26 protein-coding genes and 1 pseudogene are annotated in these 25,182 nt (G+C 69.3%); 19 read left to right on the top strand and 8 right to left on the bottom strand.

Translation table 11 applies throughout. The annotated features are described in order from the left end of the window. Window positions 1–4: 4 nt before the first annotated feature. From EDC02_RS25335 to EDC02_RS41890, 8 genes and pseudogenes are all read left to right on the top strand, one after another. The gene (locus tag EDC02_RS25335) at window positions 5–1,015 is read left to right on the top strand and encodes a zinc-binding dehydrogenase (RefSeq protein WP_123604104.1); all 1,011 of its coding nucleotides are present in this window, start codon (window positions 5–7) and stop codon (window positions 1,013–1,015) included. Then, entirely contained in the window at window positions 1,015–1,857 is an 843-nt protein-coding gene (locus tag EDC02_RS25330; protein ID WP_123604103.1) for a CoA ester lyase, read from the top strand. The genes EDC02_RS25335 and EDC02_RS25330 overlap by 1 nt, the downstream gene beginning before the upstream one ends. A 46-nt stretch (window positions 1,858–1,903) precedes the next feature. Next, window positions 1,904–3,145, top strand: coding sequence for an aminotransferase class I/II-fold pyridoxal phosphate-dependent enzyme (locus EDC02_RS25325; RefSeq protein WP_123604102.1), 1,242 nt, complete (start codon window positions 1,904–1,906; stop codon window positions 3,143–3,145). Beyond that, window positions 3,135–3,695, top strand: a complete 561-nt coding sequence (locus EDC02_RS25320) for a MaoC family dehydratase (protein ID WP_123604101.1) — start codon at window positions 3,135–3,137, stop codon at window positions 3,693–3,695. Before EDC02_RS25325 ends, EDC02_RS25320 begins: the two co-directional genes overlap by 11 nt. Before the next feature lie 2 nt (window positions 3,696–3,697). Next, entirely contained in the window at window positions 3,698–4,813 is a 1,116-nt protein-coding gene (locus EDC02_RS25315) for a scyllo-inosamine-4-phosphate amidinotransferase (RefSeq protein WP_123604100.1), read from the top strand. 31 nt (window positions 4,814–4,844) lie between these two features. Beyond that, window positions 4,845–5,945, top strand: a complete 1,101-nt coding sequence (locus EDC02_RS25310) for a class I SAM-dependent methyltransferase (protein WP_123604099.1) — start codon at window positions 4,845–4,847, stop codon at window positions 5,943–5,945. Further along, window positions 5,899–6,183, top strand: coding sequence for an integrase core domain-containing protein (locus EDC02_RS25305; RefSeq protein ID WP_158632298.1), 285 nt, complete (start codon window positions 5,899–5,901; stop codon window positions 6,181–6,183). The genes EDC02_RS25310 and EDC02_RS25305 overlap by 47 nt, the downstream gene beginning before the upstream one ends. A 340-nt stretch (window positions 6,184–6,523) precedes the next feature. Continuing rightward, window positions 6,524–6,717: pseudogene (locus EDC02_RS41890) on the top strand (IS630 family transposase); the annotation flags it as partial. Between the two features lie 14 nt (window positions 6,718–6,731). Here the strand turns inward: EDC02_RS41890 and EDC02_RS25300 are convergent. Both EDC02_RS25300 and EDC02_RS25295 read right to left on the bottom strand, forming a co-directional pair. Beyond that, window positions 6,732–8,165 (bottom strand): FAD-dependent oxidoreductase, encoded by a 1,434-nt coding sequence (locus EDC02_RS25300; protein ID WP_123604097.1) that lies wholly within the window; start codon window positions 8,163–8,165, stop codon window positions 6,732–6,734. 21 nt (window positions 8,166–8,186) lie between these two features. Next, window positions 8,187–8,564: a DoxX family protein gene (locus EDC02_RS25295; RefSeq protein WP_123604096.1), complete on the bottom strand. Its 378-nt coding sequence runs from the start codon at window positions 8,562–8,564 to the stop codon at window positions 8,187–8,189. A gap of 96 nt (window positions 8,565–8,660) precedes the next feature. Here EDC02_RS25295 and EDC02_RS25290 point away from each other — a divergent pair, with 96 nt between their 5' ends. Further along, the gene (locus tag EDC02_RS25290) at window positions 8,661–9,119 is read left to right on the top strand and encodes a MarR family winged helix-turn-helix transcriptional regulator (RefSeq protein ID WP_123604095.1); all 459 of its coding nucleotides are present in this window, start codon (window positions 8,661–8,663) and stop codon (window positions 9,117–9,119) included. A gap of 96 nt (window positions 9,120–9,215) precedes the next feature. Here EDC02_RS25290 and EDC02_RS25285 read toward each other — a convergent pair whose 3' ends face one another. Next, window positions 9,216–9,857, bottom strand: coding sequence for a trans-aconitate 2-methyltransferase (locus tag EDC02_RS25285; RefSeq protein ID WP_123604094.1), 642 nt, complete (start codon window positions 9,855–9,857; stop codon window positions 9,216–9,218). A gap of 153 nt (window positions 9,858–10,010) precedes the next feature. Between EDC02_RS25285 and EDC02_RS25280 the strand changes: the two genes are divergently transcribed. The 6 genes from EDC02_RS25280 to EDC02_RS25255 all read left to right on the top strand — a co-directional run bounded on the left by EDC02_RS25280 (window position 10,011) and on the right by EDC02_RS25255 (window position 15,581). Continuing rightward, on the top strand, window positions 10,011–11,048 hold the full coding sequence (locus EDC02_RS25280; RefSeq protein ID WP_158632297.1) for a radical SAM protein: 1,038 nt from the start codon (window positions 10,011–10,013) through the stop codon (window positions 11,046–11,048). 79 nt (window positions 11,049–11,127) lie between these two features. Further along, window positions 11,128–12,048, top strand: a complete 921-nt coding sequence (locus tag EDC02_RS25275; RefSeq protein ID WP_123604092.1) for a putative selenate ABC transporter substrate-binding protein — start codon at window positions 11,128–11,130, stop codon at window positions 12,046–12,048. Then, window positions 12,045–12,791 (top strand): phosphonate ABC transporter ATP-binding protein, encoded by a 747-nt coding sequence (locus tag EDC02_RS25270; RefSeq protein WP_199757760.1) that lies wholly within the window; start codon window positions 12,045–12,047, stop codon window positions 12,789–12,791. The genes EDC02_RS25275 and EDC02_RS25270 overlap by 4 nt, the downstream gene beginning before the upstream one ends. Window positions 12,792–12,850: 59 nt before the next feature. Beyond that, window positions 12,851–14,521, top strand: coding sequence for an ABC transporter permease (locus EDC02_RS25265; RefSeq protein WP_158632296.1), 1,671 nt, complete (start codon window positions 12,851–12,853; stop codon window positions 14,519–14,521). Between the two features lie 200 nt (window positions 14,522–14,721). Continuing rightward, on the top strand, window positions 14,722–15,189 hold the full coding sequence (locus EDC02_RS25260; RefSeq protein WP_199757759.1) for a TQO small subunit DoxD: 468 nt from the start codon (window positions 14,722–14,724) through the stop codon (window positions 15,187–15,189). Next, window positions 15,186–15,581 carry a hypothetical protein gene (locus tag EDC02_RS25255; protein WP_123604089.1) on the top strand — a complete coding sequence of 132 codons (396 nt, stop codon included), beginning with the start codon at window positions 15,186–15,188 and terminating at the stop codon, window positions 15,579–15,581. Before EDC02_RS25260 ends, EDC02_RS25255 begins: the two co-directional genes overlap by 4 nt. Before the next feature lie 172 nt (window positions 15,582–15,753). Here EDC02_RS25255 and EDC02_RS25250 read toward each other — a convergent pair whose 3' ends face one another. After that, window positions 15,754–17,226, bottom strand: coding sequence for an MFS transporter (locus tag EDC02_RS25250; RefSeq protein ID WP_199757758.1), 1,473 nt, complete (start codon window positions 17,224–17,226; stop codon window positions 15,754–15,756). Between the two features lie 256 nt (window positions 17,227–17,482). On the opposite strand from EDC02_RS25250, the gene EDC02_RS25245 reads away from it, so the two are divergent. The 4 genes from EDC02_RS25245 to EDC02_RS25235 all read left to right on the top strand — a co-directional run bounded on the left by EDC02_RS25245 (window position 17,483) and on the right by EDC02_RS25235 (window position 21,267). After that, window positions 17,483–18,505 (top strand): ADP-ribosylglycohydrolase family protein, encoded by a 1,023-nt coding sequence (locus EDC02_RS25245; RefSeq protein ID WP_158632295.1) that lies wholly within the window; start codon window positions 17,483–17,485, stop codon window positions 18,503–18,505. A 20-nt stretch (window positions 18,506–18,525) separates the two neighbouring features. Further along, window positions 18,526–19,431, top strand: coding sequence for an ADP-ribosylglycohydrolase family protein (locus tag EDC02_RS25240; protein WP_123604087.1), 906 nt, complete (start codon window positions 18,526–18,528; stop codon window positions 19,429–19,431). A 70-nt stretch (window positions 19,432–19,501) separates the two neighbouring features. Then, on the top strand, window positions 19,502–19,711 hold the full coding sequence (locus EDC02_RS39750; protein WP_148083615.1) for a hypothetical protein: 210 nt from the start codon (window positions 19,502–19,504) through the stop codon (window positions 19,709–19,711). A gap of 188 nt (window positions 19,712–19,899) precedes the next feature. Then, entirely contained in the window at window positions 19,900–21,267 is a 1,368-nt protein-coding gene (locus EDC02_RS25235; protein ID WP_233606449.1) for a UDP-glucose/GDP-mannose dehydrogenase family protein, read from the top strand. Here the strand turns inward: EDC02_RS25235 and EDC02_RS25230 are convergent. The 4 genes from EDC02_RS25230 to EDC02_RS25215 form a co-directional block, all read right to left on the bottom strand. Beyond that, window positions 21,258–21,497, bottom strand: a complete 240-nt coding sequence (locus EDC02_RS25230) for a hypothetical protein (protein ID WP_123604085.1) — start codon at window positions 21,495–21,497, stop codon at window positions 21,258–21,260. The genes EDC02_RS25235 and EDC02_RS25230 overlap by 10 nt on opposite strands. 257 nt (window positions 21,498–21,754) lie before the next feature. Then, window positions 21,755–22,591, bottom strand: coding sequence for an undecaprenyl-diphosphate phosphatase (locus tag EDC02_RS25225; RefSeq protein ID WP_123604084.1), 837 nt, complete (start codon window positions 22,589–22,591; stop codon window positions 21,755–21,757). Window positions 22,592–22,660: 69 nt separating this feature from the next. After that, entirely contained in the window at window positions 22,661–24,796 is a 2,136-nt protein-coding gene (locus tag EDC02_RS25220) for a 3'-5' exonuclease (protein ID WP_123604083.1), read from the bottom strand. A gap of 72 nt (window positions 24,797–24,868) precedes the next feature. Beyond that, window positions 24,869–25,117 carry a hypothetical protein gene (locus tag EDC02_RS25215; RefSeq protein WP_123604082.1) on the bottom strand — a complete coding sequence of 83 codons (249 nt, stop codon included), beginning with the start codon at window positions 25,115–25,117 and terminating at the stop codon, window positions 24,869–24,871. Between the last annotated feature and the right edge of the window lie 65 nt (window positions 25,118–25,182).

Below are 25,182 nucleotides of genomic sequence, written 5' to 3'. Positions count from 1 at the left end.
GCAGATGCGGGCGGCGGTCCTGCGTCGTCCCGGGGGCCCGGAAGTGCTACGTGTCGAACGGATACCCGAACCGCTGTCCGGCCCGGGGGAGAGCCTGATCGATGTGACCCTGACCGGGGTCAACTTCGACGACCTGGAGCAGCGTGCTGGTGCCCACCCCCACCTGCGGCTGCCCGCGGTGCTCGGAGTGGAGGCGGCCGGCCACCGGCGGACCGACGGCCGGCGGGTGGTCGCGCTGCTGCGTCAGGGGGGCGGGTACGCCGAGGTGGTGGCGGCGCGGGACGCGTACACAGTGGAGATCCCAGCGGGCATCGACGATGCGCAGGCGGTCGGCCTGTTCGAACAGGGCGGCACCGCCTACGGGGCGCTGCTGCTGGCCGGGCGGCTGCGGGCAGGGGAGAGCGTGGCGGTCTCCGCGGCGGCCGGCGGGGTGGGCCACCTCGCGGTGCAGCTCGCCGTGGCGCTCGGCGCCTCCCCGGTGATCGGGCTCGCCTCCACCGCGGCCAAGCGACAGTTCGTCAAACGGCTCGGCGCGGACGTGGCGTTGGACCCGGCGGACCCGGAACTGGCCGGCCGGCTGCGGGAGGCGGCCGGCGGTGCCGGGTTGGACCTGTTCGTTGACTCGGTGGGCGGCACAGTAGCCCGGGCAGGGCTGGCTGGCCTGGTACCGTTCGGGCGGCTGGTCTGCCTTGGCTGGCGCCCCGGATCCGCCGCCGCCGACACCAGTGTCGTCGCCAGCGGCGCTGATGCTGACGCCGGCGTCGTCGCGCTGACCACCGCCCAGCTGGCGCAGGATTCGATCGGCTGCGCCGGGTTCTGGATGCGGCACGTAATCGACCACCGCGAGCTGTTGTGCGGCATCGCCGACCGGCTGTTCGACCTGGCGGTACAGGGCCGGCTCGCGGTGCACGTCGACCGGACGGTGACGCTGCCCGAGGCCGGCGCGGCGCACGCGGCGGTCGCCGCCCGAGCCACCACGGGCAAAGTTCTCATCGACGTACGCCGGGAGGTGTGATGTTCACCCGGTACTGCCGTTCCGTGCTCTGCACCCCGGCGACCGCGTCCGACCGGTACGCCAACTGTCACCGTTCCGGGGCCGACATCTGCCTGGTCGACCTGGAGGACTCGGTGCCGGCCCCGGCAAAGGCCGATGCCCGGGTCCGGGCGACAGCCTTCTTCACCGGCGAGAGCTCGGCCGGTCGCCGGTGCGCCGTCCGGGTCAACGCGATCACCGAGCCGGACGGCGTGCGGGACCTGCTCGCCCTACGGGAGTATCCGGTCAAGCCGGCCATCGTGCTGGTGCCCAAGGTGGAGTCGCCCCGGGACATCGAGATCGTGGCGCGGCTGCTCCGGCCGGTCCGTCCGGACCTGGAACTGTTCGCGGTGATCGAGACGCCACGCGGGGTGGAGAACGTTGCCGCGATCGCGGCGACCTCGCCCCGACCGCGTGCGCTGATCTTCGGGTCTGCGGACTACGCGTCCGCCCTCGGCATCCAGCTGCGCTGGGAGCCGCTGGTGTACGCCCGCACCCGTGTGGTGAACGCCGCCCGGGCGGCCGAGGTCGAGGCGATCGACTCACCGACCTTCCACCTACAGGACCTGACCACGCTGCGACGGGAGGCCATCCTGGCGCAGGACCTCGGATTCAGCGGCAAGATCGCCCTGCATCCCCGCCAGGTGGCCATTATCAACAAAGCCTTCTCGCCGGATGCGGAATCGCTGGAGGCGGCCCGCCGTGTGGTGGCTGCCGCGCAGCACAGCAGCCAGGGCATCACCACCGTCGAGGGGGTGATGGTGGGTCGGCCCTTCTTCGAGGCGTCCCAGCGGCTGCTCGACGAGTTCGACCCGCCTGGCTGACCGTCGGGACACCAGCCGTCCGGCCCATCGACAAGGGGTGAGGGAGATGACGACCACAGACGAGGAACAGAACATCATCGGGCCGCACCAGTACCGCAACGCGGAGAAGATGATCCGGACCGCCGACCCGGTGTGGCAGGCAGCGGCCGACCATGGTCTGACCGGGATCAGAGTCGACGTGCCCTCGGGCGACGCGAACAACCGGCTCGTCGACCGGGAGACCGGCCATGAGTTCGTCAACATGTGTTCCTGTGGGTACCTGGGACTCAATCACCACCCTGCGGTGATCGAGGGAGCCGTGGCGGCGCTGCGCGAGGCCGGCGCGACCTCGCTGGTCACCTCCACTACCCGCATCCGGCACCAGTTGCTGGCCCGCCTTGAGGAGGAACTGAGCGACCTGTTTGGCACCCAGGTGCTTCCAGGCAGCTCGTGCAGCGCCCTCACCGCCGGCATTCTCCCCCTGGTCGCCTCCGGGCACCTTGCCCCGGGCGGCCCCCGGGTGATGGTCTTCGACCGGTTCTGCCACTTCTGCATGTCGTACGTGAAGCCCATCTGTGCCGAGGAGAGCCTGGTCCTCACCTGCGGCCACAACGACCTGGACTACCTGGAGGACGTCTGCCGGCGGTATCCGAGCGTGGCGTACGTCGCCGACGGCGCGTACTCGATGGGAGGTGCGGCGGCCCTGGACGGCCTGCTGGACCTCCAGGACCGGTACGGGCTGTTCCTGTTCATCGACGATTCGCATTCGCTGTCGATCGTCGGCGAGCGGGGCGAGGGTTTTGTCCGCTCCCGGCTGGCCATGAACCCGCTCACCCTCATCGTCACCAGCCTCGGCAAGGGCTTCGGCACCGGCGGCGGCGTGGCCATGCTCGGCGACCCGAAGACGTACGGCTTTCTGACCCGGCACGCCGGGCCGGTGGGCTGGTCGCAGAACATGGCCGTGCCTCTGGTGGGCGCCTCGTTGGCGAGCGCCGCTATCCACCGCTCATCCGAGCTGCGCGAGTTGCAGCGCCGGCTGCACGACAACGTCGCGTACTTCGACGAGCTTCTGCCCACCTCGTACGCGGGCAACGGCCTACCGGTACGCCGGATCACCGTGGGCGACGCCGACCGGGCCGTCCGGCTCTCCGCGGAGCTGTACCGGCGGGGCTTCTACAGCTCCGCCGTGTTCTTCCCGATCGTGCCGCAGGGACAGGCCGGGCTGCGGATCATGATCCGCGCGGACATTGACCAGGAGGTTCTGGCCACCTTCGCCGACCACGTGCGGGAGCTCACCGATGCCCTCTGAACCGGCACGGAGGCCGATCGCGGATCGGCCCCATCCGACCGGGTACCGCAAGGTGGGGGAGAACCGGTACCGCGAACAGGTCGGCTTCTACTACGACGAGATCGTCGTCGGCACGGTGTTCGAGCACCGCCCCGGCCGTACCGTGACCGAGATGGACAACGTGCTGATGAGCATGTTGAGCATGAATGCGTCACCGCTGCACATCGACGGCGCGTACGCAGCCCAGGGCCGGTGGGGCAGGCCTCTCGTCTCCAGCCTGGTGACGCTGAGCATCATCGGCGGGATGACCGCCCGCAGCACCAGCGGCCGGGCGATCGCGAACCTCGGCTGGGACCGGATCCGCCTGTCCCACCCGGTCTACGTCGGCGACACCCTCTACGCCCAGAGCGAGGTGACCAGCAAGCGGCTCTCCACCAGCCGTCCGGGCGAGGGCATCGTGAGTTGCCGCACCACCGGGATCAAGGCCACCGGCGAGGTGGTGCTCACCTTCGACCGCAGTTTCCTGGTGCCAACCCAGGAAACCAGCATCGACGACAGAACAGGATACTGACAGTGACCGCTGACCAGATGGTCACCAGGCCAGCCTTGTCCACCATCCCCGACCGTTCCGGTCTGCCGGCGGTCAGCTCCTGGGACGAGTTCACCACCCTCCGTGAGATCGTCGTCGGGCACGCCACGCACATCCGCATTCCCGAGCAGGACGACCCGTCCGCGTGGCTCACCTGCTACCCGAAACTGACCCGGGCGGAGCTGGGCAAGCTCGAGGTGGGTGAGATGCCGGCGCACATCGTCGAGGAGACGAACGAGGACCTGGCCCTGTTCGTCGCCACCTTGCGTGGGCTAGGTGTGACCGTGCACCAGCCCGCAGTCGTCGACCACGGCGTGCAGTTCGCCACCCCCCAATGGCGCAGCGCCGGATTCAAGTCGTACTGCCCCCGAGACCTCACCCTGATCGTCGGCTCCACCATCATCGAGACCCCCAGCCCGACCCGGGCCCGCTACTTCGAGCTGTTCGGGCTGCGTCCGCTCTTCCAGGACTACCTGCTGCGCGGCGCCACTTGGCTGGCCGCGCCCCGGCCGCAGCTACCCGACGAGCTGTACCTGGTCGACGCCGACGGCCTGCCCGACCTGGGGGAGGCCGAGCCGGTTTTCGACGCCGCCAACGTGCTCCGTCTCGGGCGGGACCTGTTCTACCAGGTGTCCCGCAGCGGCAACGAGCTCGGACTGCGCTGGCTGGAATCCACCGTTCGGCTGCTCGGGGACATCCGGATCCATCCGCTGCGCGGGATCTACGGCTACACCCACATCGACAGCACCATCTCTTTCCTGCGTCCCGGCCTGGTGCTGCTCAACCCGGGCCGGATCAAGCCGGACATGGTCCCGGAACCACTGCGCGGCTGGGACGTGCTGTGGTGTCCGCCGCTGCGCCAGCCCGCGATCTGGCAACCCACTCTGAGCGAACACTGGATCAGCATGAACCTGCTGATGGTGGACGAGGAGCACGCGATCGTCGACGCCGACCAGCCGGAACTGATCCGCGCATTGGAAGATCGCGGCATCACCGTGCTGCCGCACCGGCTGCGTCACGCCCGGGCGCTCGGCGGCGGCTTCCACTGCGTCACGCTGGACACCGTCCGCACCGGCGGGCCGGAGAACTACCTGGACTGAGCGGCCGCGTCCGGTCCGCTCGAGGAGGACGATGACCACCTCCGTCGACCTGGTGGTGGCCGGGTCAACCGTGCGGGTCCTGGTGGACCCGGCACATCCCACGGCACCCGGCGTCCCCACCCTCGGCCCCAGTATCGGCGAGTACCCGTGCTACGACGCGGTGTCATATGCGCGGATGACCGACGACGAGGAGCGCAACCAGCGGTTCCGTGCCGCGCTGGCCCGGTTGGCCGCCGGCCGGGTGGTGCTCGACATCGGCACCGGCGCGGACCTGCTCTGGGCGCGGGAGAGCGTGCGCTACGGCGCGCGCCAGGTCTTCGCGATGGAGGCGATGGAGGAGTCGTTCCAGCGGGCTGGGGCGTGGCTGGCGGAGCCGGGCCTCAGCGAGCGGATCACTCTGCTGCGTGGGGTCTCCACCGAGCTCGACATCTCCCCGAAGGCGGAAGTCTGCGTCGCCGAGATCATCGGATCGCTGGCCGGGGCCGAGGGTGTCGCCGCGGTGCTCACCGATGCCCGGCGCCGGCACCTCACCGCGGAGGCTGTGGTCGTTCCGGCCCGGTGCGTCACACTCGCCGCGCCGGTTGCCTTCCGGCGGCTCTTCGCTGGCGGGCACGTGGCTTTCGCGGCGGACTCGCTCGGCTACCTGAGGACCATCTTCGAGTGGCACGGAGCCCCGTTCGATGTACGCCTGCGCATCAAGCACCCGGCCCGCGACGCGTTGCTCGCCGACGGTCAGGTCGTGGAAGTGCTCGACCTCAACGGCCACCTGCCGCTGGAGCAGCGGCGGTCGGTCCGCCTCACCATCGAACGACCGGGCATGGTGGACGGGGTGCTGACCTGGCTGCGGCTCTGGGGCCTGCCCGACGGGGAGCCACTGGACGCGCTGCGGGTAGCGAGCAACTGGGCGTGCATCTACTTTCCGCTGTTCGACTCGGAGCATGTTGTCGAAGCGGGCGACGTGCTCGATCTGACTGTCACGTCGACCCTGTGCGAGGACGGCGTGCACCCGGACTACCACCTCGCTGCGGTGCTGCGCACCGCGGCGGCCGGTACTCGCTCGGCCAGTCACCGTTCCCCGTACCGCGGTGGGACGTTCCGCCACCACCCCATCCACCGCCACCTCTTCCCGTAGTCGTCGGTCCCCGCCCCGGACCCCGCAGGCCAGCTGCTCCATCGAACGCTGGGGACGCAGCCTCCGCGACGAGTGCACCGACCACATGGTGATCTACAACGAGCGCCACGCGCAGTCCGTGGTCGGCGAGTACGTCGACCACTTCAACGACCACCGGCCGCACCAACGGCGCCAGCAGCGGCCACCCCACCATGACCCGTCCGTCGTCATCCCCATCGACAAGCCCATACGCCGCTGACAACGACTCGGCGGAGTGATCAACGAGTACCACCGAGCAGCCCTGACACGATCTTCAAAACGCCAGGTCACGGCCGGAAAACAGGTTCTGGCACGGTACACGGCGGCTCGGCGGACGCGATGTCCGTCGATGTAGGGATCAATGTGAATCAGACACGATCCCGGGGTGAAATGCGTCGAGGCCGGGCGGGCCTGCGGCTGCCGGTATGGTCCCTTTCTGGATCGGATCGGGCATCTTGCCCTGCTGGGGTCGGTACGTGAATCGGCCGCTACTGGCGCAAAGATGAAGCAAACGTCCAGTGAGGGGGCCCCGGCGCAGCAACGCGCCGGGGCTACCCGACGAGATCTTCTTCGAGATCATCACCCGCCAGGCCATCCGCCGTGGCACCTTCACCTCCGTGCCCGACCTGACCGCCGCGATCCGTGGTTCATCGACGGCTATGACCAGCGATGCAAACCCTTCGCCTGGACCAAAACCGCCGACCAGATCCTCACCAAAGCCAACCGCAAAAAGACTTCAGACACGGCAGACTAGACCCTGCCCGCCGTTCAGAACAGCGAGGCCGCCTCTCCACGCCAGGCGCGCAGGACCGACACCAGCGTGTCGGGTTTGGGCTGCCCGGCCCAGGCTGCGTGGCCGTCGGGGCGGACGAGGACGGCCTCCGGCCTCGCCTCCGGGTGCGGAAGGAACACGACTTTGTCGCTCCAAGCGGGAAGTTCGGGGCCGCCGAGCAGGACGAACCTGCCGCCGCGCAGGCGTTCGTAGAGGCGGGTGCCGTCGCCGAGGACCCGATCTGGGACCCGTCTGCCGACGATCGCCGGTTCACCAGGGCGGCGACCATAGTCGATGCCGAGGCCCGAGATCTGCAAGGTGGCCCTCCGGGCTATGGCGCCCGAGCCGAGCACGAGCGGGGCGACGACGCCGCGCAGCGCCACGGCTAGGCGTGAGCGGACGGTGGCGATCCTTGCCATGCGGCCGCTGGACCGCACGACGTCGGTGCCGACCGGGTGGCGCTCGGCGTGATAGCCGTCGAGCAGACCGGGGTCGGCGCCGCGGGCGACGGACGCGAGCCGCCACGAGAGGTTGGCCGCGTCCTGGAGCCCGGTGTTCATGCCCTGCCCCCCGGCGGGGGTGTGGCAGTGGGCGGCGTCGCCAGCGAGGAAGACGTGGCCGATCCGATAGTCCGGGACCTGCCGCTCGTCGGAGTGGAAGCGGGAGATCCAGCGCGGCGAGTGCATCTCATAGGCGGTGCCAAGCGCCTGTCGGGTGGCGGCCGCGATCTGGTCCAGGCTCAGCGGGGCGCGGTCGTCAACCTGGTCGTGGCGGTTCCAGGCGGTGATGCGCCAGTAGCCGTCGCCGAATGGGGCGATGAACGCGAAGCCGTCGCGGTTGGTATGCACGGTGGGCTTAGCGGGCGGGTCGGCCAGCTCCACGTCAGCGAGCATGATCGACTTCAGGACCGGACCGCCGGGAAAGGGAACGCCGAGCAGGCCGCGGACGGTGGAGTGGACGCCGTCGCAGCCGACGACATAGTCGGCACGGAGCTGGACGATCTCGCCGCTGGGTCCGGCGGCGGTCACCGACACACCTTCGGCGTCCTGGTCGAGCCCGGTGACCTTGGTGTCATGGCGTAGCTCCACGCCGAGTTCCTCAAGCCGCTCAAGCAGAACCCGCTCCACGTTGGTCTGGGAGCACAACAGAAGGTAAGGGTAGGCGGTGGGCAGCCCGGACAAGTCGAGCGCGGCGTTGCCGAACGCGGCGATCCTGTCCATCTTGTAGGAATCCTTGGAGAGCAGGCGTTCGGCCAGATCGCGCATGTCGAGCATCTCCATGGTGCGCGCGTGAACGCCGAAGGCGCGCGAGAGGTTCGACAATCCGCGCGGCCGCCGTTCGAGGATGGTGACGTCGAGCCCGGCCTCGGCGAGGTCGCCTGCCAGGAGCAGTCCGGTGGGTCCGGCGCCGACGACGATGATCGAGGTCATGTTGGTCTCCTCAGGTATCGGTCAGAAGGAGTGGGGGCCAAAGCGCCCCCAGGCGACGAACGCGGCCAGGCAGAGTAGGACGGCGTTGACGACGATGAAGCGGGTCTCGCCGCGACGCAGGTGGACTGCGATCGCACCCGCCATCAGGAGTGCGAGTCCGGCTGCGGCCCAGGCGGTCAGGACGGGGGCGATGCCGAGCAGGGCTGGGAGCACGAGTCCGGTCGCGGCTGCGACCTCGAAGGCGCCGATGGCCTTGACGGTCGCCGCATGGTGGTCCTTGACCCATCCCATGCCGTTCTGGGTGCCGAGCGCGGGCTTGGGGCGGGCGAGCTTTACCAGACCGGCGGCCGCGAAGAGGAAGGAGAGGAGGCCGGCGACGGCCCACAGTGCGATGTTCATCGGGGTCCTTTCGGATTAGCGACCCACTTTGGTTGCCATGGCAACCAGTACATCGCAAACTGGTTGCCATGGCAACCTGCTTGTTAGGGTAGACACGTGGAGAAGCCATCCGTACTCGACGAACGGGAGCGGAGGACCTGGGAAGCCTTCGTGACGATGCGCCGCGACCTGGAGGCCGCCCTGGCGTACGGTCTCGCACGAGACGGGCTCTCGGTCAGCGACTTCGAAGTCCTCGCCCGACTCTCGCAGGCCCCAGCCGGCCGGATGCGGGCGCGAGACCTTGCCGAGGCCATTGGTTGGGACAAGGCGCGGCTATCCAAACATGTCACCCGGATGTCCACCCGGGGACTGGTGGAGCGGCGCGAGGCCGCCTCGGACGGGCGCGGCCAGGTCGTGGCCCTCACCGAACGCGGCGAGCGGGTCATGGCGGCCGCCGTCCCCAACCACGTCGCCACCGTGCGGCGGCACTTCTTCGACCTCATTGAGCCCGAAGAGTTGGACGCGCTCGACCGCGTCATGACGAAGGTGAACGCGCGGGCCGCTGGCCACCGATGAGGCACGAACGGCGCGTCTGAAGCGCAAGCTCACCGCGAAGGGGAGCCCTGTTGACGCTTGCCGCCCCCTTTCACGTACGCAGGCGCGACAAGGGTCTCACTGCGGGCGGCACAGCAGAACTGCGGTGAACTGCTGGATGCTGCCCCAGGGCGTCACGTGGTCCTCTCCGCTGGTTGCTAGCAGCTCGTAGGTCGGGAACTGGGCGGCGAGTTCCTGGTGCGTGTAGCGCACAATCGGTAGTCCGCTGCAGGTTTTGGGTCCGTCCGGCCCGAAGGTGGCCACGATTACCCGGCCACCGGGGTCTAGGCAGCGTTCGAGGGAGCTGAGGTAGTCGGCGCGTTCCTCGGGTTCGATGAGGAAGTGGAAGACGGCCCGGTCGTGCCAGAGCGCGTAGGTCCGGTTCGGGTGCAGGTCGAGGACGTCGGCGACCTGGAGGACGACGTGGTCGCCGGCGGAACCAAGGCGGTCACGGACCGTGTTGAGTGCGGTCGCGGACAGGTCGATGGCCGTGAGGTCGCGGTACTGACGATCGACGAGGTAGTCGACAAGGGTGGACCATCCGGCGCCGACGTCGATGATCGGATCGTCGTGGCCGACCCCGGCGGTGTCCACGAGTCCGAGCGACAACTCGGGCACTGATTGCCACCAGGACACGGCGTCGACGTCCTTGGACTCGTGTACACCCTCCCAGTAGTCCCTGCGGGAGTTCGGGTCGGCGGGTCGGGCTGGTTCTGACATGCAAGACACGCTAGTCCAGGGGTGGTTGCGGCCCAACCACAAGCTCACAGAATCGTAAGATCTGTTCGCGTTCCGCCTGTCTAGGGTGAGGGAATGCCTCACGCCGACCCCTCTTCGAGGTCATCGACTCCGGCCGGAGCTGTCGCCACCATCGTGGACGGCGGCGACATGGACTGCGGCAGCGGCCTGTTGCTGCTCATCACGCGGGCGATGCGCCGTCTGGAGCCAGGGCAACTACTAGGTGTACGCAGTGCGGAACCCAGCGTGGTCGTCGATCTGCCGGTCTGGGCCGAGTTGGTGGGCCACGACGTCGACGCGCAGGTGAGTGAGACGCCGGACGGGCCGTGGTGGTTCGCGGTGCGCAAGGCCGGATCGGCCGCCGCGTCGGCGACGACGTTCAGCCAGGGAGAGCGTACGCCGGTGGGACGGCGGCTCTGGGCATATACGAACTTCGACTGCAATCTGGCCTGCGCGTACTGCTGTGCCGAGTCATCTCCACGCGCTGCGGCCCGGCGACTGGAGCCCGACGTGGCCCGAGACGTCTTTGCCGAGTTTCGCTCGCTGGGCGGCCGTGAGCTGCTCCTGACCGGCGGGGAGCCGTTCATGCACCCAGAGCTGGGCGAGCTCGTGGACGCCGCAGCGGGGTTGGAGCGCACCATCCTGACCAACGCCATGATCTTCGGCCGTGGTCGGCGACGTGAGCTGCTGGAGTCGCTGGACCGGTCCGTGACGATGCAGGTCAGTCTCGACTCGGCAACGCCGGATCTGCACGACCGCCAGCGTGCTGCAGGGTCCTGGGCGCGGGCGCTGGACGGAATCGGGCTCGCCAGCACGCTCGGTTTCCGGGTCCGGGTTGCGGCGACGCTGTACGAGGAGGATGCCGCAGGCGTGGCGGCCCTGCACCGCAGGCTGGATGCAGAAGGCATCGCACGGGACGACCGCCTGATCCGACCGGTCGCCCGGGAAGGCTTTGCCGACACCGGGGTTCATGTGTCGATCGACACCCTGGAGCCCGAGCCCACGATTACCGCTGACGGCGCCTGGTGGCATCCGGTGGCGGTGACCAATTCCCACATGCGCATCGCGGACGCGCCCCTGCCGCTCACGGAGGTCTTCGGCGTGGTGCGCGACACGTTGGCTGTGCAGGACGCGGCGGCCCGATCGGGTCGTGAAGTGTTCCGCTGCGCCTGAGGCCGCGCCCACGCGACCGCCGCCGCGACGCGCGGCCACACGATCCGATTCCCACCAACGATCTCCCTTGGGAGGCCCCATGCCCGCCGTCGATCGCCGTAGCCTGTTCGTCGGGTCCGCTGGTCTACTCCTGCTCGCCGCCTGCGGCGACGGGGGCGGCGAGCAGCCAGGTGGTGAGGCTGCCGCAGGTCCCTTGAACATCTCCGCGATCCCCGATCAGGATCCCGAGCTGCTGAACCGCCTGTACCCGTCGCTCGCGGAACGGTTCGCGAGCGCCACGGGGCACACGGTGGTATACCGTCCGGTCACCGACTACACCGCGGTCGTGCGGGCCTTCGAGGTTGGTGACATCCACCTCGCCTGGATGGGCGGCCTGACCGGGGTGCAGGCCCGCAACCGGGTCGACGGGGCGACCGCCATCGCCCAGCGCGACATCGACCAGGACTTCCACAGTCTGTTCATCGCGACCACGGCGTCGGGTCTGGCGCCGTTCGAGGATGTCGCGGGGCTGCGTGCCCTCGCCGGTCACACCCTGACCTTCGGCAGCGAGACCTCCACCTCGGGTCGGCTGATGCCGCAGCATTTCATGCGGGAGGGTGGCCTCGACCAGGCCGAGCTCAAGGGCAAGCCAGGGTTCTCCGGCTCCCACGACGCCACGATTGAGGCCGTCGCCTCCGGCAGCTTCGAAGTGGGCACGGTCAATGAGCAGGTTTGGAAGGCCACGAACGAGGCGGGAGAGGTCGACCTCGGCGACGTCGTGGTGCTGTGGCGCACGCCCGGATACGCCGACTACCACTGGCTGGCGCGTCCCGACCTCGACGCCCAGTTCGGTACGGGTACGACACAGTCGATCACCGACATGCTCCTGGGCCTTGACGTGTCCGAGCCGGAGGACGCGGACATCCTACGTCTCTTCGGCGCCGAGTCCTTCGTCGCGACGACAGACGCGAACTACGACCAGATCGAGTCCGTCGCCCGCGAGCTGGGGCTGTTGGCATGACCATGCCGCCTCCTGTCGTCGTCCTCCGTGGGGCAGGTCGGCGGTTCGCCTCGCACGACGCGGTAGCCGATATCGACCTGACGGTCCGCGCAGGCGAGCGGCTGGCGATCCTCGGTGCCAGCGGTGCCGGCAAGAGCACCCTCCTGTCGTTGCTCAACGGATCAATTCCCGCCACGTCCGGTGAGGTCGAGGTGCTGGACACGCGGCTGGCCGGCGTGCCGCCGGCGCGGCTGCGCTCGGTCCAGCGGCGCATCGGCACGGTCTCCCAACGCCTGGATCTGGTGGATCAGGTCAGGGTGTTGCACAACGTGAACGGAGGACGGCTCGGCCGATGGAGCAGCCTGCGCGCGTTGGCCGCGCTGGCCTGGCCGCGCGCCGACGCAGCAGCCCTGCAGGCACTGGACCGGGTTGGGCTCTCGTGGGCGGTCCACGAACGCACCGAACGGCTCTCGGGCGGTGAACGACAGCGCGTCGCCGTAGCCCGGCTGCTGCTGCAGGAGCCTGAGCTCGTGGTCGCCGACGAACCGGTCTCGAGCCTGGACCCCACCCTGGCCGCTGGGATCCTGGGGCTGCTGTGCGCCCCGGACCGGCCGGTCACACTCGTGGTCAGCCTGCACCAGCCCGAGCTGGCCCGACGACACTGCACCCGGGCGGTCGGGCTGCGCGGCGGTCGGCTGGTCTTCGACCTGCCCACCGACCGCCTCGACGACCGCGTCCTCGACGACCTTTACACGCTGACGTGACGCTCCAGGTCGATGCCATCCGCGAGCCTGTCCGGACCGCTGCTGCGCCAGCACGCCGGGTGACCGGCCGGACGGTCGCCACCCGGCGGCTGGCGGGACTGCTGCTGGTGGTGGTACCGCTCGTCTGGTCTTGGCGGCAGGCGGTGCCCGCCGGCACCGAGGTGGTGAACCGGGGCGGGCTTTCCCTCGTCGGGGACCTGCTCGCCGCAGCGCTGCACCCGCAGTTGTCTGTGGACTTCCTCGCCGTGGTGCTCGACGCCGCCGTGGTGACCCTGATCTTCGCGGCGCTCGGTACCGCCGGGGCGCTGGTGATCGGCCTGCCCGGCGGGCTCGTGCTCAGCGACGCCGCGTGGAACGGGCGTCCCCCGCCTGCAGCGCGGTTGTTGCGCCTACTGGTACGGGGAGTGCTCGTAGCGGCCCGCTCCGTCCACGAACTGGTCTGGGCGTTGCTGCTCGTCAGCGTGCTCGGCCTCGACCCGCTGGCCGCTGTCTTGGCGATCGCCATTCCGTTCGGCGCCCAGACCGCGAAGGTCTTCGCGGAAACCTTTGACGGCGTGCCGTCCGGTCCGCTGCTCGCCCTGCGCAACGCGGGAGCCCGGCCGGCGCCGGCCCTGGCGTACGGTCTGTTTCCGGCAGCGGCACCGCTGCTGCTGTCCTATTCCTTCTACCGTTTCGAGTGCGCCATCCGTTCGGCGGTGATCCTCGGCGTGGTCGGGGTCGGCGGGCTCGGCCAGGAGCTGGTGGTCAGCCTCCAGTCGCGCAACTGGGACGAGGTGTGGACCCTCGTCGGGGTCGTCCTGCTGCTGTCGGCGGCCGCGGACCTGTGGAGCACCCGGCTGCGCCGCGATCGGGCCGTGGTCACCTGCTCCGACTGGTCCGCAGGCCTGGGAAGCGGACGGCGCGGCTCCGCCCGACCTGCCCGGTCCCGATGGGCCCGGTGGTCCGCCGCCGTGGTGGTCCCGGGGTTGATCGTCGCCTGGCTGGCCTCAGAGGTGTCGCTGTCGGGTCTGACCTCACCGCGCACCCGGGAACTGACCGGCCGGCTGCTGGACGACATGTGGCCCCCGGCGCTCCCGCCCGGCGGGTGGCCGGCGCTGGGCGACGCCGTACCGGACACCGTGGCGATGGCCATACTGGCGATGGCCGTGGCCGTGGTCATCACGATGGCGGCCGGCCCGTGGGCAATGCGCGCCCGGCACGCCGCCATGGACGAGCACGCCCGGCCCGTCCGCCGGCTCCTGCGCGGCGCGCTCTGGTGGGCCGCCCGCGCGCTGCTGCTGGTCCTGCGTTCCGTACCGCCGACGGTGTGGGCCGTGATAGCGCTGCTCGTGTTCTTCCCCGGTGTGCTACCCGGCGCGCTGGCCCTGGGCCTCTATACCGGCGGCATCCTGGGACGACTGGTCGCTGAGGCGTGGGAAAGCGTGGACACCCGCCCCAGCCACGCCCTGCGCGCCATCGGGACGCCAGGATGGCTCGCCTCGGTAGCGGCCGTCGTCCCGCCGTCAGCACACCACCTGGCCACGTACACCCTCTATCGATTTGAAGTCTGTATCCGGGAAACCGCCGTCGTCGGCGTCGTCGGCGCCGCCGGTCTCGGACGCCTGCTCGCCGAGAACCTCGCGGCGTTCCGCTTTCCTGCGGTCACGACGCTGCTCATCGTCTCGTTCGCCCTGAGCGTCGCCAGCGAACTCTTCGGGCGTCGCCTTCGCCGCGCGCTGCGGGCGTCATGACCGCGATGGTCAGCAGTCTGTAAGCATTTCGCGCTGTTACACCAGCTCGTAACGGTGTTTGCTGAGCGGACAGACAACGATCAGATTGTGGAGGGGTCATCATGGTTGCCGATGCAGCAGCCGGAACGCCGCTGCCCCAGACGGGCGAGCCGCCCAGTCCGTTGGCGGCGTCTCGGCTGAGTCGAGGTGTGATAGCGGTGGTGCGCATCGCGGTTGGACTGCTGTGGATCCAGAACGCCGGGTGGAAGCGGCCGCCACACTTTGGCGAGGGAGACTCACCCACTGGCCTGTACCTGTGGACCTCCTACGCGGTCGAGTTCCCTGTGTTTCCGCCGTACTCGTGGCTGGTGGAGCATGTGGTGCTGCCCAACTTCGCGCCGTTCGGCTGGTTGGTACTGGTGACCGAGGCATCGCTCGGCGCTTTCCTGCTGATCGGGCTGGCCACCCGGTTCTGGGCGCTGGTCGGCATCGCGCAGACAATCGCGATCATGTTGTCGGCGCTGAACGCGCCGCACGAGTGGGTATGGTCGTACCTGCTCATGATCCTGGTTCACGCGACCCTGTTCGCCGCTGCGGCTGGCCGGTTCGCCGGGGTCGACGGCGTGCTGCGGCCCCGGTGGGTCACATCGCCCGGTCGGTGGGCCCGCCTCTTGGGGCGTGCGTCATGAGCGGGCGGGTGGCCGGCGGCGGTGGTGCGGGCGTGGACCGTGCCGCCGTGGCGCTGGGAGCGGTGTCCCTGCTCAGCGTCGGGCTCGCCCAGGCCCACGGTAGATACGCGGTGATCGAGCTGCGTCCCTGGTCGTTGAGCCTTGCGGCGGCGATCGGCCTAGGCCTGGTTGCGATCGTCGCTGGCCTGACCCGTCGCCGGTTGGCCGCGGCGGCCACCGGGGCGGTCTTTGTGGCCGCTGCGGTCGTCCAGGTTCCGGTCTGGGGGAGTGGGAACAACTGGCTGGGCGGTAACGGCGCCACCGCGTCGTTGTGGCTGGGGCTGGGGCTCGGTCTCATGGCGGTGGGGCTGGCCGACCGGCTCTGGGCGGACCGGTGGGCGACAGAGAGCTGACCGTCGATCCTTGTGTACCGACTCGGGCTAGGCCAGGGCTGCGGCGAGGCCCGCTTGGAGGGCGAGGAGCAGGTTGGCGTGGACGCGGGCGCCTCGTTGTCGTATCTCGGCGGTGGTCCTGCTGCGGGCAGCAGTCAGTGGTCTGGCTAGGCGGGGAGCCTTGCCGTGCGGCTCAGCGGCACCGGCCATACGAGGACCGTACCGATTCGTGGTTTCTTATCCACGGTTTTCCGGCATGTGCAGCCTTGGTTGGTGACCGGAGTCCGTCGGGAGGAGTCGAAATCTCGTGGCTACGGCTGCCGGGAGAGGCTCCCGCCGGTGTCATTCGTCGCTTTGGTCGCTGTTGGTGTGGGTCGGTGTGGGTCGGTGTGGGTGCGTCGCCGTTGGCGGGGGGTGTGGGTAGTGGGGTGGTCAGGGCGGTGAGCCCGACCGCCACCGGTAGGGCGGCGCAGCCGAGCAGGGCGGCCTGGTAGCTGCCGGTGGCGTCGTGGACGAGGGCGAACAGCAGCGGACCGAAGGCGGTGGAGCCGACGTTGATCGCGGTGAGCGCGCCCCGGATGGCGCCGAGGTGGCTGGTGCCGAACAGCCGGGGCGTGAGCGCGGTCTCCACCGTACGGATGGCGGCGGAGGCGGCCCCGATGGTGACGCCGAAGCCGATCGCGGACCAGCCTGGCGTGACCAGCGTCGCCCAGGTCAGCGCCGTGCCGAGGCCGGCCATCGCGATCGCGAGCAGGGCGCGCGGGTGCCGGCCGTCGACGAGCGGGCCGACCAGCAGGGTGGCGGCGAGTCCGGCGACGGTCTGCGGCAGGAAGTTCGCGGCTGCGGCGGTGGTGCTCAGTCCTCGTTCGGTGAGCAGGCTGATCTGGTGGAAGCCGACGGCGGTGGTGAGCATGCCGGCGGTGGCGACCGCTGCGGCGAGGATCCAGAAGTACGGCGTCCGCAGCGCCCTGGCCCGGGTAACGCCGACCGGTCCGCTGTCCCCGCCGGCCCTGGTGGGTGGCTGGCCGTCGACGAACTGGCCAACGTCGGCGGGCCGGTCGCGGATGCCGAGCAGGGCGATGGGGATGACGACGGCCCAGACCACCAGCCCTTCGATCAGCCACGCGGTGCGCCAGCCCTGGAGTGCGATGAGGCGTTCGAGGAGGAGCGGTGCCAGGGAGATACCGGTGGTGCCGACGGCGGAGACGATGGCGAGGGCGGTGCCGCGTCGGCGTAGGAACCAGTGCGCGGTGACGGTGGTGGCGGCGATGCCGAGGGCGCCTTGGCCGGCGAGGCGGATGCCGACGAATCCGGCGGTCAGGCCGACGATCCCGGTGACGAGTGAGAGAGCGATGAGTACGGTGCCGAACACCGCGCCGATGACCGCCATGCAGCGGCGGACGCCGTAGCGGTCGATCAGGATGCCGATGCCGGGCAGTGCGGCGGCACCGGCGAGGGTGCCGACCAGGTAGGCCGTGGAGACGGTGGACCGGGTCATTCCCAGGTCGGCGATCATCGGGTCGATGAACGCCGACACGGCGAGGGTCTGGCCGGGGGCGGTCATCGCGAGCGCGACGCTGGCGTACCCGACGATGCGCCAGCCGTGGAAGCGCACCGGCGGCGCGGTGGTCGACGTCGGCGCAGGGGTGGTGCGGTTGCTGGTCACGGGTCCATTCCTCGGTCGGGAACACCGGATGTCGGGGTGTCCGGCCCTGCGGCTCCGAGGCCAACGTGCGATACCGGTCGCCAGCGGTCGGGCTCTGCGGTCAGCTTCCCGAACCTAACGCGTGGGTAGTTTTCGGCATGAGACCCAGTGGCGCGGTTAACATGTCGCGGGCCGCGCCCACGTGGCCCACCGCCGGGCAGACTCTACCTTTGCGTGAGGGTAGGATGGTGTGGTGGCGTATCGGAAGGAGAGGTCGGTGTCGCGAGTGACACCGACCGGTGGGGCGGATCCGTCCGCCGTCGGGCCGGACCCTTGGTTGCTGCGGGTCCGGGGCGCGGTCCTTCTCGCCGCCTGCGCCGACGCGTTGGGCGCTCCGTTCGAGGGCCTGGCCGCGGTGGACGTGGCCGCAGTGGATCATCTGCTGGAGACGCCGCCCCCGCTGCGGTGGACCGACGACACCGCGTTGACCCTGGCGCTGGCCGAACACCTGGTGCGCCGTGGTGGGGACGTCGACCAGGACGAGTTGGCTTCGGCGTTCGCGGCCGAGTGGGCCGCCGGTCCCGATCTCGGGTATGGCGCCGGGGTGGCCGCGCAGTTTGCCCGTATCGTCGCCGGCGAGTCCTGGGTGGCGACGTCTCAGGAGGCTTTCGGCGGCACCGGCTCCTACGGTAACGGTGCAGCGATGCGGGTGGCCCCGGTCGGGCTGCTGCCGGGTCTGCCACTGGCCGAGGTGGCGCGTCGAGCCCGGCGGTCCGCCCAGATCACGCACGCTCATCCGTTGGCCCAGGACGGTGCCGTCGCGCAGGCGGTGGCGGTCGCGGTTGCGGCCAGATCGCGCCAGGACACGCCGATCGATACCGACCTGTTCCTCGCCGCGGTCGCCACGCGGCTGCGGACACCGCAGTTCCGGTCCGCGTTGTCCATCGTGCGGGTACTGGCCCGGCGGCGGGCGACGCCAGGGCAGATCGCCGAGGCGGTCGGCAACGGGGTCGCGGCCGTCGAGTCCGTGCCGGCGGCGCTGGCCGTGTTCCTGGCCGACCCGCAGCGGCCGCACGACGTCGTCCGATCGGCCATCCAGGTCGGCGGGGACACCGACACGATCGCGGCCATGGCGGCGGCGATGTGCGGTGCCCGATGCGGGGAGCAGGGCCTGCCGGTGCTGTGGGGATTGCGGTTGGCGGACACCCGAAGGCTGTGGCAGGTGTCGAGCGCGCTGGCGGCGGTCGACTCCGACCGGTCCGGTGGCCGCCGGCCGAGTACCCGCACTGACCAACACTGACGTGAGGGTAGATTCTTCGAGTGGATATCAGCTCCGGCGGCCCCAGCCCTTACCAGACCGACCCCGACGACTGGGCCCGGCGGGTCCGTGGCAGCCTGCTGATGGCGGCGTGCGCGGACGCGCTTGGTGCTAGCGGCGCGACCCGTCCGGCGCGGCCGGACGAACCTTACCGGCCGCCGATGCGATTCGGGATCACCACGGCGCGTTCCCTTGCCCTGACCCACCACCTTGTCGGACACCGTGGCACCGTCGACGAGCCTACCTTCCCGGCCGACGTGTCGGTGGTGCCTGAGCTCGCCGTACCATCGCCGGACCGGCGAGACGACCTCGTGACTGCGGCGGCACCGCCCGCGTGGATCGCACCGATCGGGCTCCTTCCCGACCTGGGGCACTCCGCCGTCGCCGACCTGGCCCGCCGCGCTGCGGCCGCCGCGACCGACGACGGCGCGTTGGTGGCGGCCGCCGCCGTGCAGGCGGTCGCCGTGGCGCTGGCCGCGCGGTCGCCGGCCATGGTTCGGCTGCGACCAGCCGCGTTCGTCCAGACGCTGCGGCAGCATGCCGGTCATCCCGGCTGTGCCGAGATCGTCCGGATGGCGGCCCGGGCGGCACGCCATGATCCGCTGGTCGACGCTCTCTCGGAGCAGTTCAGCGACGCCGATCCCGCACTGACCGCGACCGGGATCGCGGTCGCCGTCTTCCTGACACATCACGACGACCCGGTCGCGGCGATCGCCGCCGCCCTGCTCGCCCCGGCCACCGGTGACGTGGCCGCGGTGATGGCCGCCGCGATGTGCGGCGCCAGCCTCGGCGAGCGCCGTACTCCTGCCCGGTGGGGTTCCCGGCTGCAGTCGTCCTGGCTGATCTGGACGGCGGCCAACCGGCTCGCGACGCTGAGCCGCGCTGCACCTGGGCCCGGCGAACGGTGACGGTGCCTCCCGCCAGCGGCGCGACGCCGCGCCCGACGGCCTCAGGTCCAGGAACCCGTGAAGGAGTGGCGTGCGACGGTACGTCGTGACATTGACGAACGGCATGACACGGACGGTCACGGCCGATCGGCACCGCTACGTCGACGGATCGGTCGTGTTCGAGATACGCCGTTACGACGACAGCCTGCCCTGCTCTCGCCGCTGGCAGGAGATCTGGGTGGTACCGGAGGCCGAACTCGCTGTTCTCGATCCTCCCGACCGCGAACCGACATCGATGTGACTGACGTACGCCCTGCCGGCCGGAGGACGCGATCGCAGCCACCGCACCACGCCCGCGTTCATCGCACGGCGTCGCCGGCCGCCCTACCCCGAATGGCGGATCCCTTCGTGACTGTTCCCCTCAGTATCGACCACCCCGTGCCTGCCATCGCCGCGGTGCCCCCGCCGTCTGGCGCCTCCCGCCCGCGGCTGACCTTCCTTGGTACCGGCTATCTGGGTGCGACGTACGCCATCTGTTTCGCCGAGTTGGGGTACGAGGTGATCGGCTTCGACGTCGACGCTGACAAGATCGCGAAGTTGTCCGCTGGTGAGGTGCCGTTCCACGAGCCGGGTCTGGACGAGTTGCTCAAGCGGAGTCTGGCGGCCGGGCGGTTGCGGTTCACCACCGACATGGCGGAGACCGCCGGGTTCGGTGATGTGCATTTCATCTGCGTCGGTACTCCGCAGCGGGCCGACGGGATGGGCGCGGACCTGTCGTACGTCGAGGCGGCGGTGACCAGCCTGGCGCAGCATCTGTCCCGCAAGGCGTTGATCGTGGGCAAGTCGACGGTGCCGGTCGGCACCGCGGAGTGGATCGAGCAGTTGGTCAGCAAGCACGCGCCGGACGATCTCGGGGTCGAGGTGGTGTGGAGTCCGGAGTTCCTGCAGGAGGGCTTCGCCGTCGAGGACGTGCTGCGGCCGAACCGGATCGTCGTCGGGGTACGCAGCGAGTGGGCCAACGGGATGCTGTTCGCGGCGCACAAGGGGGTGTTCGACCTGGCCGCTACCGAGGACCGGGAGGTGCCGTTGGTGGTGACCGACTTCGCCACCGCAGAGTTGGTGAAGGTCGCCGCGAACGCGTTCCTGGCCACGAAGATCTCGTTCATCAACGCGATGGCCGAGGTGTGTGAGGTCGCCGGTGGTGACGTCACCCAGTTGGCGCGGGCGATCGGGTACGACCCGCGGATCGGCAACCGGTTCCTGCAGGCCGGCGTCGGGTTCGGCGGGGGTTGCCTGCCGAAGGACATCCGGGCGTTCCAGGCGAGGGCGCAGGAGTTGGGCGCCGGTGAGGCGTTGCGGTTCCTGCACGAGGTCGATCTGATCAACCAGCGGCGGCGGACCCGGGTGGTGCAGCTGGCGGCCGAGCTGCTGGGCCGCCGGGCCGGGCCGGCCGGACCGGACCTGTCCGGCACCACGGTGGCGGTGCTCGGTGCCACGTTCAAGCCGAACTCCGACGACGTACGGGACGCGCCGTCGTTGGCGGTGGCGGCGATGCTGGCCAAGACCGGCGCGCAGGTGCGGGTTTTCGACCCGGAGGGTACGGACAACGCCCGCCGCGCCCAGCCGGATCTGGACTATGTGCCGTCGATCGTCGACGCGGTGCGCGACGCCGACCTGGTGTGTGTGCTGACGGAGTGGGCTGATTTCCGTAACGCCGACCCGGTGGCGTTGGGTGAGCTGGTCGCCGGCCGCCGGGTCATCGACGGCCGCAACTGCCTGGACTCGACGTTGTGGACCAGCGCCGGTTGGCAGTACCGCGGCATGGGCCGCCCGCCGGGTGCCGAACGTCAACCATGATGACGCTCGTCAGGTGCGACGCTCGACATCGCTACCAGGATGCGTTCGACCCGTCGTACGTCCTGACGTGGCAGGGCCAGGACCTGCCGCCAGGGTGAGCCCTCGACAATGCCCCGCACCTGGTCGTGGACCTCGAATACGTCGTAGTCGTCGAACCGGCGGTGCCGGTCGGCGCAGATCAGCAGGAGAGTGCGGTCGGCCAGCACGACCGCGTAACGCCTCGCCAGCACCGTGACCCCCGCCTGTCGCCCGCCGTGCCGATGCCGGATCGGTAATCGGCCACCCGGACCAGACTCTACCTGAACGTGAAGGTAGGCTGGCGCGTACGCCATTGCGACCGGCGCGCTGGTTCCCGGGCTGTCGAGCTGTCCTACCCTCGCCGGCCCGGGGATCGTCACCAGAGCCACGATGCGGGGCATAACCTAGCTATCCCCGCCGGCCGGAACCCGTCGGTCACCGCCAGCAGCCGGATCGAGCCGTCGACGGCTCAGGTGGCGCTCACGGTGCCGGTGGCGAGCAGCGCCAGCAGCACGGTACCGAGTACCACCCGGTAGATGATGAAGACAGCGAAGCTGTGGCGCGCGACGTAGCGCAGGAGCCACGCCACGGCCAGGTACCCCACCACGAAGCTGACCGCCGTCGCTACCAGGGTCGCGGGCCAACCCACCCCGTCCGTGATCTGTTGGTGTTTGTCGACCACTTGCAGTACTCCGGCGGCTGACAGCGCCGGAATGGACAGGAAGAACGACATGCGGGTGACGGTTACCCGGTCCAGGTCCCGCAGGAGTCCGGCGGACATCGTCGCCCCGGACCGCGACACACCGGGAATCAGCGCCAGGCACTGGGCGAGACCGATGATCAGCGTGTCCCGCCAGGTCACCTCGGCTTGTCCGCGCGACTGGGTCGCGCGGCGGTCGGCGAACCACATCACCCCGCTCCATGCCACCAGCGCGGCTCCGACGTACCACAAGCTCCGCAGCGTCGTCTCGATCTGATCCTTGAACAACAGACCCACCAGCCCGATCGGGATCGAGCCAAGCAGCACCGCCCAGCCGAAGCGGTAGTTGGGGCGGCGGCGGTGCTCACGGGAGATTAGCCCCAGGAGCCACGCGGTGCTGACCCGCCACAGGTCCCGCCGGAGGTAGACGATCGTCGCCGCCACGGCACCACTCTGGATGATCGCCGTGAAGGCGGTGATGTCCGGATCGTCGGTCGTGTACCCCAGTGCCTTCTCGACGATGGTGAGATGGCCGGTGCTCGACACGGGGAGGAACTCGGTGAACCCCTCGATCGCCCCGAGCAGCACGGCTTCCCAAATCTCCATGGCGCCGCCTCGTGGTTACGACATCGCCGTTTCCGCCCGGATCAGCCTGCCTGGGCGTCACTCGCGCGGTTACGGATCTCTGCGGGACCGGCGCGGCTGTCCGCCGGTGTTCGAAGGCTCGTCGGCGAATCGCAGGAAGCGTGAGACGGGCCCGTGGTGGGTCAGGTGGAGTTCGTGCATGGCTCTGGTGCAGGCGATGTAGAGCATGCTCCTGTCCATGTCGTTGGCGTAGTTCCCGTCGTCGACGTCGGGGACGATGACGCAGTCGAACTCCAGCCCTTTCGAGATGTGTGCTGTGGTGATGACCTTACCGGCAGCGAACTCCGTGCTGTCGTAGTCGAGGAATGTCAGATCGACGCCGGCTTCCGACAGGGTGCGGCGGAGGGCCCTCGCCTGGTTCATGGTCTTGCAGATGATGCCGAGGGACCGGTGCGTGCTGCGTCGGTGCTGCTCGACGAGGGTCAGTATCCGTGAGACTTCGTCATCGTTGTCCACGCAGTTGATGATCTGGGGTGGAAGCCCGTGGCGTTCGATAGGGACGATCTTGTCGTTTCGGGAGATGTGCTGGGCGAAGTCCGTGATCTCGGTCGTGGACCGGTAGCTTTTGCGTAGCTCCAAGAGGTCGGCTTCCGGAAATATGCTGTGAATTGTCGAGGGCGTCGAGGAGCTGAACGGGTTCACCGACTGGTTGGAATCCCCCAGGATCGTCATCCTGCAGGAGAACAACTCGCGGAGGACGGCGTACTGAATAGGAGTGTAATCCTGCATCTCGTCGACCACGAGATGCAGGATTCGCCCGTAATTCTCCTGGCGAGATGTCTTGATCATGGTGTAGATGAGCGGAAAAACGTCGGCGTACTCGATCTTTTTCCGGCCGAGTGGCTTGAAGAACTCGCGCCGCGCCGGGTCGGAGTAGAACGCCTTGTAGAGGGCCAGTGCGTCCTTGTGGGGAAACATGGCGCGGACCTGCTTGCGGACGCTGGCCGTGTCGGCGGCTGTCCACTTTCCGCTTCTGTCCAGCGCCTTCCGCTTGAGCTGATGAATGGCGCTGTTGGTCAGCAGGTCGAGCCGCGTGAAGAGCGGAAGCGTCGGTGAATCCTCGAAGGTGGCCGCGACCCAGCTCGTCGAGAGTCTTTCGTTGCGCTGCTCGATCTCGCTCGGTGTGAAATCCTCCTTGGCGCGCGCGTCGATCCACGTCGCGAGATCGGTGACGAACTCCGGCGTCGCCTTGTAGCGCATGCGCTCGGCGGCCGCGTCGTCGACGTGCTCGAGCAGGTTGGTCACCTGATCGCTGAACGTCTCGTATTCTGTCACCTTGGCGAGGAATTTGTCGGCGATCGTCCCGAAGTCAATTTCGGCTACCTGCTCTTCCCCCAACTCGGGAAGCACATTGGCGATGTAGTCGCCGAAGACCTTGTTGGGGGAGAGGATCATCACGTTCTCGGATGAGAGGGTATCCTTGAACCGGTAGAGTAGGAAAGCGACCCGGTGCAGGGCGATCGACGTCTTTCCGGACCCGGCCACGCCCTGCAGGATCAACACCTTGGCAGTCTCGTTGCGGATCACCGCGTTCTGCTCACGCTGAATGGTGGCAACGATGTTCTTCATCTTGTCGTCGGCGGACTGACTGAGCTCCCGCTGCAAGACGTCGTCACCGATGTTCAGGGCGCTCTCGAACATGTACTCGAGGTGCCCGTCCCGGATCTTGTACTGGCGCTTGCCGGTGATCTCGCCGTGGATGGTCCCCTGGGGGGCGTCGAAGTGCGCGTCGCCGGACTCGAAATCGTAGTAGAGGCTGGACACGGGGGCGCGCCAGTCGTGGACGACGATCTCCTGTGTGCTCGGGTCCGTCAGATTGTGCACTCCGATGTAATGGGCGCTGGCGTTCGCCTCGCCCCTCGGGTGGAAGTCGACCCGCCCGAAATAGGGGGAGGCCAGTAGCCGCTGGATGCGCCTTCGCGCCCGTACCGCATGCTCGGCCAGGGCGACCGATGTGTTCACCTCGACGCGGACGTTGGCCTTCTCCGCACCGTCCATGTCCCGCCAGGCCGCCCACATCTGCTCCTTCTGCGCCTGGATGGCGCTGGCGGAGTTGCCGATGCTGGTGGCGAATCGCTCCAGCTCCGTTGTGAGCAGGCGCACCGTCTCGGCCAGATGCTGGCGCTCGTGTTCTTCGTCTCGTGCCTGTGCGTCCGTCAAACCCATCTCCGGATCAGCTTCTCGGGTGCAACGACTCCGACGTCCTACACCGAAACGGGGTGAATGACCGCTTCGGGCTCACGCGCCGAGTGGGACGTCGGGCAGGTCCTCCCACAGCTGCCGCAGTCGGGCGTACCGGTTCTGCTCCGGCAGTTCGGCGAGCAAGGTGACCAGCTCTGCGCGGGCGCCGGATGCCTGCGCGACGCGGGCCAGGTCGGTGCCGCCGACCGGCCCGGCGTCGAACGCGGTGTCGAGGAAATCCGCGATCTCCACCCGGGTGACCGGGCGGTGGGAACGCTGGTTCGATGTGGTTTCGGTCAAGGTCATGGTGCTCCATTCTGACGCCCGGCTAGCCGGGACCGTGTGGGTGCCTGGCGGCCAGTTTGGCGCGC

The organism is Micromonospora sp. Llam0, assembly GCF_003751085.1.
In the GTDB taxonomy this organism is placed as follows: Bacteria; Actinomycetota; Actinomycetes; order Mycobacteriales; family Micromonosporaceae; genus Micromonospora_E.
Note: the sequence above shows the minus strand (reverse complement) of the source record. Positions and strands in the feature narration are given on the sequence as shown.

Bases quoted from the DNA above. Each gene is read 5' to 3' on its own strand.
- EDC02_RS25330 (WP_123604103.1), top strand. From the start codon at position 1,015: ATGTTCACCCGGTACTGCCGTTCCGTGCTCTGCACCCCGGCGACCGCG.
- EDC02_RS25275 (WP_123604092.1), top strand. From the start codon at position 11,128: ATGCCCGCCGTCGATCGCCGTAGCCTGTTCGTCGGGTCCGCTGGTCTA.
- EDC02_RS25215 (WP_123604082.1), bottom strand. From the start codon at position 25,117: ATGACCTTGACCGAAACCACATCGAACCAGCGTTCCCACCGCCCGGTC.
- EDC02_RS25285 (WP_123604094.1), bottom strand. From the start codon at position 9,857: ATGTCAGAACCAGCCCGACCCGCCGACCCGAACTCCCGCAGGGACTAC.
- EDC02_RS25325 (WP_123604102.1), top strand. From the start codon at position 1,904: ATGACGACCACAGACGAGGAACAGAACATCATCGGGCCGCACCAGTAC.
- EDC02_RS25270 (WP_199757760.1), top strand. From the start codon at position 12,045: ATGACCATGCCGCCTCCTGTCGTCGTCCTCCGTGGGGCAGGTCGGCGG.
- EDC02_RS25220 (WP_123604083.1), bottom strand. From the start codon at position 24,796: ATGGGTTTGACGGACGCACAGGCACGAGACGAAGAACACGAGCGCCAG.
- EDC02_RS25310 (WP_123604099.1), top strand. From the start codon at position 4,845: ATGACCACCTCCGTCGACCTGGTGGTGGCCGGGTCAACCGTGCGGGTC.
- EDC02_RS25335 (WP_123604104.1), top strand. From the start codon at position 5: ATGCGGGCGGCGGTCCTGCGTCGTCCCGGGGGCCCGGAAGTGCTACGT.
- EDC02_RS25255 (WP_123604089.1), top strand. From the start codon at position 15,186: ATGAGCGGGCGGGTGGCCGGCGGCGGTGGTGCGGGCGTGGACCGTGCC.
- EDC02_RS25300 (WP_123604097.1), bottom strand. From the start codon at position 8,165: ATGACCTCGATCATCGTCGTCGGCGCCGGACCCACCGGACTGCTCCTG.
- EDC02_RS25320 (WP_123604101.1), top strand. From the start codon at position 3,135: ATGCCCTCTGAACCGGCACGGAGGCCGATCGCGGATCGGCCCCATCCG.
- EDC02_RS25225 (WP_123604084.1), bottom strand. From the start codon at position 22,591: ATGGAGATTTGGGAAGCCGTGCTGCTCGGGGCGATCGAGGGGTTCACC.
- EDC02_RS25295 (WP_123604096.1), bottom strand. From the start codon at position 8,564: ATGAACATCGCACTGTGGGCCGTCGCCGGCCTCCTCTCCTTCCTCTTC.